Consider the following 4617-nt stretch of genomic DNA (forward strand, 5'->3'; position numbering starts at 1 on the left):
GCAATCAGGCACATGCGCGCGCCTGTTCGTATAATCGGTGCAGCGCCCGCAGTCCCCGTCCAGCAACTTGCAGCGGATATTGCTGAAATAGACGCGGCCCGTCTCCTCATCCTCCGCCTTGTGGAGGCAGCATTTGCCGCACCCGTCGCAGGCGCTTCCCTCTTCGGAACCGGGCGCATCAAGCGGCAATTCCAGAAACGCGGGCGCAGCGGCGTTGCCACGCGCTATTTCACCCAGCGATCGAGTGCATCCGCAATCTGTTCAGGCGTGCCCTCCGCCTGCGGCGTGGCGGTATCATCCACCGGCAGCATCACCAGCGGCGCGCCCTCCGGCCCGAACAGGATCGGCGTGCGCGTGTGGCTAACGAGATAGGCACCGTTCTTCTGCGTCACCTTGCTGTAAACGGTAACGAAGCTCTTCGCCACCGTGGCGATTTGCGCCTCGGTGCCGGTGAGGCCGATGAGGCGCGGGTGAAAGGCCGTTACATAGGTTTTCAATGCGGCAGGCGTGTCCCGCTCGGGGTCGACCGAAATGAAGATAGGCTGCACTTTGGCCGCGCGGCGTCAGGCAGCTACTCGAACAGGCGAAACCCTGCGCGATCCTCTGCAAATCGAGCGGGCAGACATCCGGGCAATAGGTATAGCCGAAATAGACGATGCGATAACGCCCCTGAAACTCCGCCCAGTTGCGCTGTTTGCCATCCTGATCGGTCAGAGCGAACGGCCCGCCGATGGTTGCGCCGCGCAGGTCCGTCTCCGCCGGGGCGGCGGATGGGGCGGCGGCGTCCTGCGAAGCGTCGCACCCCGCCAGCAGCAAGGCTGCCGACATTACGACGAGAGAAGGGCGTCTGTTCATCACCGGGCCAGCCTTGCAATGTTAGGGCGCGATTGGCAATTGCCAATCATGCATGGAAAGCGGCATAACCAGCCTATGAACCACCAGCCTCCTTTTGCCACCCTGCGCCGGGCGATCATCGCCGCGTTGTTTTCGTTGCTGCTATGGCCCACGCTGGCACTGGCGCAATTTTCGGACAGCTACACCTTCCTCGGGCCGGTGCGCGACGACAGACGGCGGCAAAGTGATGGAATATCTGGGTCGGCCCGGCTCTACCATTATCAACACCCGCGATGTCAGCACCAGCCAGACCGCGCTGCATATCGTCACCGCGCGGCGGGACGCAGGATGGATGGAGTTTCTGCTCAGCAAAGGCGCCAATCCCAATCTGGCGGACGGCGCGGGCGCGACCCCGCTGATGGTGGCGACACAGCTCCGCTTTGTCGAGGGCGCGCAGATCCTGCTGGACAAGGGCGCGCAGGTGGACAAGATCAACAGCGGTGGCGAAACCTCGCTGATCCGCGCGGTGCATCTGAACGATGCGGCGCTGGTGCGCCTGCTCGTCAGCAAGGGCGCCAACCCGGACAAGAAAGACCTGATGGCTGGTCTTTCCGCTCGTGAATATGCCATTGCGTGATGGCCGCAGCCCGGCGATCATCGAGATATTCAAGAGCGCGCAGCCGAAGAAGGCGATGTCCGGCCCGGTTCAAGGGCCGAACTTCTTAACTCAGTTACCCTTCATTTCGCACGACCGCCAACGTGTTTTTTTGTGGTCCTGATAGCGCATCGCGCTGTGGGCATAGACGATGCGCCCGGCCTTTGAGATGACATAGGAGGTGCGGTTGGTCCGCCCGCCGGGCAGCGGCAGCGCGACATCATAGCCCTTGACGATCGCCGGGCCGGCTGATGCCACGGCGAACTTGTCCCGGCATTCTTCCTTGGAAAAGCGCGCGAGCATATCGACCGGGTCTGCCGACATGCCGATCACGGTCGCGCCCGCGGCTTTGAAGTCATCCGTCGCCTCGGCAAACTCATGCGCCTCCGCCGTGCAGCCAGGCGTGAAGGCCGCCGGGAAAAAATAGAGCACCACCGGGCCTTTTTTCAGATAATCCGAGAGCTTGAGCGTAAATATCTTGCCCGCAATCGCGCCGCGCGTGGTGAAATCGGGGGCTTTGGCGCCAGACAACTTGCGCTGCTCGCGCGCCGGGACAATGAAAACGGCGGCAGCGCCGGTCACCCCAGCGCGGCAATCCATTTGGTTCGGCTTTTCATGGCGTTACTCCTGTTGTCCCCGGCTGGCCCAAGCATAGCCGACGCGTGCCGCAAAAGCGACTCTCCTTGCCCTTTGAAGCGCCCCAAGCTAAGCGCTTGGCCGTTATGACCGCGCCGCTCATCATCGCCGTGCCCAAGGGGCGCATCCTCGACGAAGCCCTGCCGCTGCTCGGCCGGGCCGGCATCGTGCCGGACGCGGATTTCCATGACAAGAACAGCCGCGCGCTGCGCTTTGCCACCAACCGGCTCGATATGAGCATCATCCGCGTGCGCGCCTTCGATGTTGCGACCTTCGTGGCGCATGGCGCGGCGCAGATCGGTATCGTCGGCTCGGACGTGATCGATGAATTCGACTATTCACAGATCTACGCACCCGTAGACCTCAACATCGGCCATTGCCGCCTGTCGGTGGCGGAGCCGGTCGAGGCGGGCGGCGAGGACGAGGCGGCCATGAGCCATGTGCGCGTCGCCACCAAATATCCGCACCTCACCCGCCGCCATTATGCGCGGCAGGGCATTCAGGCGGAGTGCGTGAAACTGAATGGCGCGATGGAACTGGCGCCTTCGCTCGGCCTGTCGCGCCGGATCGTCGATCTGGTATCGTCGGGCGCGACGCTGAAGGCCAATGGCCTCGTCGAAACCAGCGTCATCATGCAGATATCCGCGCGCCTGATCGTCAACCGTGCCGCATTCAAGATGCGCGCAGGCGAGATCGTCCCGCTGGTCGAGGCGTTTCGCAAAGGCTGTGGATGGGGCGGCGGAGGCAGGCGATGCTGCTGTTGACGCGAGCGCGGCGGATTTCGCCGCCCGGTTCGACGCGCTGGTCAATGCCCGGCGCGAGGCGGATGCCGACGTGGCCGATGCCGTGCGGGGGATTATCGCGCGGGTGCGGGACGAAGGCGACGCCGCCCTCGCCGATCTCACCGCGCGGTTCGACAAGCATGATCTGGATGCGACCGGATGGCGGGTCGCGCCGGCGGAGATGGACGCGGCGCTTGCAGGGCTGGCGCCCGATCTGCGCGCGGCGCTGGAACTCGCGGCAGAGCGGATCGCCGCTTATCACGCGACGCAGCGCCCGCAGGACCGCGACGAGACGGACGCAGCCGGCGTGCGTCTCGGCGCGCGATGGAACGCGCGGTCGATGCGGCGGGGCTGTATGTGCCGGGCGGGCGGGCCGCCTATCCCAGCTCGGTGCTGATGAACGCCATTCCCGCCAGAGTCGCGGGGGTGGAGCGGATCGTTATCGTCACCCCGACGCCCCATGGAGAGATCAACCCGCTGGTGCTCGCCGCCGCCAGGATCGCGGGGGTTTCCGAGGTCTGGCGCATCGGCGGCGCGCAGGCGATCGCCGCGCTCGCTTACGGCACCGGAGAAATCGCGCCGGTCGATGTCGTGGTCGGGCCGGGCAATGCCTGGGTGGCCGAGGCCAAGCGCCAGCTTTATGGCGTGGTGGGCATTGATATGGTGGCCGGGCCGTCGGAGATCGTGGTTGTGGCAGACGGGCGCAATGACCCGGAATGGATCGCGGCGGATCTGCTCAGCGAGGCGGAGCATGACCCTACCAGCCAGTCGATCCTGTTTACCGACGATGATTGCCTTCTCCGCCCGAGGTCGCCACCGCGATAGAGCGAGCAGATCCCGCTGCTTGCCACCGCCAAAGTGGCGCGCGAAAGCTGGGACGAGAATGGCGCGATCATCACTGTGCCGTCTCTCGATGCCGCGATGCCGCTGGTCGACAGGCTCGCGCCCGAGCATCTGCAACTGGCGGTCGATGATCCCGATACGTTGTTCGCGATGGTGCGGCATGCCGGATCGGTGTTCATGGGCCGCATGACGCCCGAAGCGGTGGGCGATTATGTGGCAGGGCCAAACCATGTGCTGCCCACCGGGCGGCGCGCGCGCTTTTCTTCCGGCCTTTCGGTGCTCGATTTCATGAAGCGCACCAGCTTCCTCGCGCTGGACCGGGAGTCGCTCGCGGCTATCGGCCCGGCGGCGGTGGCGCTGGCGCACGCGGAGGGCCTGCCCGCTCATGCCAACAGTGTTGCAAACCGGCTGGGCAATGGCCCCGGCAGCCGGAGATTGACGATGCCCCTTTCCCTTTATGACGCGACCATCCCCTCCTATTTGCAGATCCTGACTGCGGTTTTGGGCCTGATCGACAAGGCAGAGGCGTTTTGCGCCGAAAAAGGCATCGCCGAACAGGCGCTGCTTGCGGAGCATTTCGGATCGGACATGCCTCGCTCGCCAACCAGCTCAAATGGGTATCGACGCACTCCATCGGCGCGATCGAGGCCGTGCGCGTCGGCAGTTTCATGCCGGATCGGTCCGCCCCGCCGGAAAACTTTGCCGGGTTCCGCGAGCTTGTCAGCGCCAGCATAACCGCGCTCAAGGCCGTTACGGTGGATGAAATGGAAGGCTTCATCGGACGCGACATGGTGTTCTCGGTCCCCGCCCTGAACATCCGGATGGATTTCACGGCGGAGAATTTCCTGTTGTCCTTCTCTCAGCCCA

At 64.6% G+C, this 4617-nt stretch carries 6 protein-coding genes and 2 pseudogenes; 4 read left to right on the forward strand and 4 right to left on the reverse strand.

The genetic code is table 11. The annotated features are described in order from the left end of the window. From IPF76_RS14910 to IPF76_RS20945, 3 genes and pseudogenes are all read right to left on the reverse strand, one after another. The coding region (locus IPF76_RS14910; RefSeq protein ID WP_366499730.1) for a YkgJ family cysteine cluster protein at positions 1-195 on the reverse strand (195 nt) is incomplete at its 3' end. Between the two features lie 29 nt (positions 196-224). After that, positions 225-548, reverse strand: coding sequence for an SCO family protein (locus IPF76_RS20940; RefSeq protein ID WP_366499729.1), 324 nt, complete (start codon positions 546-548; stop codon positions 225-227). Between the two features lie 100 nt (positions 549-648). After that, positions 649-855: pseudogene (locus IPF76_RS20945) on the reverse strand (SCO family protein); the annotation flags it as partial. 226 nt (positions 856-1081) lie between these two features. Here IPF76_RS20945 and IPF76_RS20950 point away from each other — a divergent pair. Then, positions 1082-1471: an ankyrin repeat domain-containing protein gene (locus tag IPF76_RS20950; protein ID WP_366499731.1), complete on the forward strand. Its 390-nt coding sequence runs from the start codon at positions 1082-1084 to the stop codon at positions 1469-1471. Positions 1472-1561: 90 nt separating this feature from the next. Here the strand turns inward: IPF76_RS20950 and IPF76_RS14925 are convergent, their stop codons facing one another. Further along, positions 1562-2089: a peroxiredoxin gene (locus IPF76_RS14925; RefSeq protein ID WP_293845660.1), complete on the reverse strand. Its 528-nt coding sequence runs from the start codon at positions 2087-2089 to the stop codon at positions 1562-1564. A 122-nt stretch (positions 2090-2211) separates the two neighbouring features. Between IPF76_RS14925 and hisG the strand changes: the two genes are divergently transcribed. The 3 genes and pseudogenes from hisG (at position 2212) to IPF76_RS14940 (ending at position 4485) form a co-directional block, all read left to right on the forward strand. Then, positions 2212-2889 carry an ATP phosphoribosyltransferase gene (hisG, locus tag IPF76_RS14930; RefSeq protein WP_293845662.1) on the forward strand — a complete coding sequence of 226 codons (678 nt, stop codon included), beginning with the start codon at positions 2212-2214 and terminating at the stop codon, positions 2887-2889. Positions 2890-2926: 37 nt separating this feature from the next. Beyond that, positions 2927-4161: pseudogene (hisD, locus tag IPF76_RS14935) on the forward strand (histidinol dehydrogenase); the annotation flags it as partial. A 30-nt stretch (positions 4162-4191) separates the two neighbouring features. Beyond that, the gene (locus IPF76_RS14940; protein WP_293845664.1) at positions 4192-4485 is read left to right on the forward strand and encodes a DUF1993 family protein; all 294 of its coding nucleotides are present in this window, start codon (positions 4192-4194) and stop codon (positions 4483-4485) included. The last annotated feature ends 132 nt before the right edge of the window (positions 4486-4617 follow it).

This window comes from Sphingopyxis sp., from assembly GCF_016704835.1.
Lineage (GTDB): Bacteria > Pseudomonadota > Alphaproteobacteria > Sphingomonadales > Sphingomonadaceae > Sphingopyxis.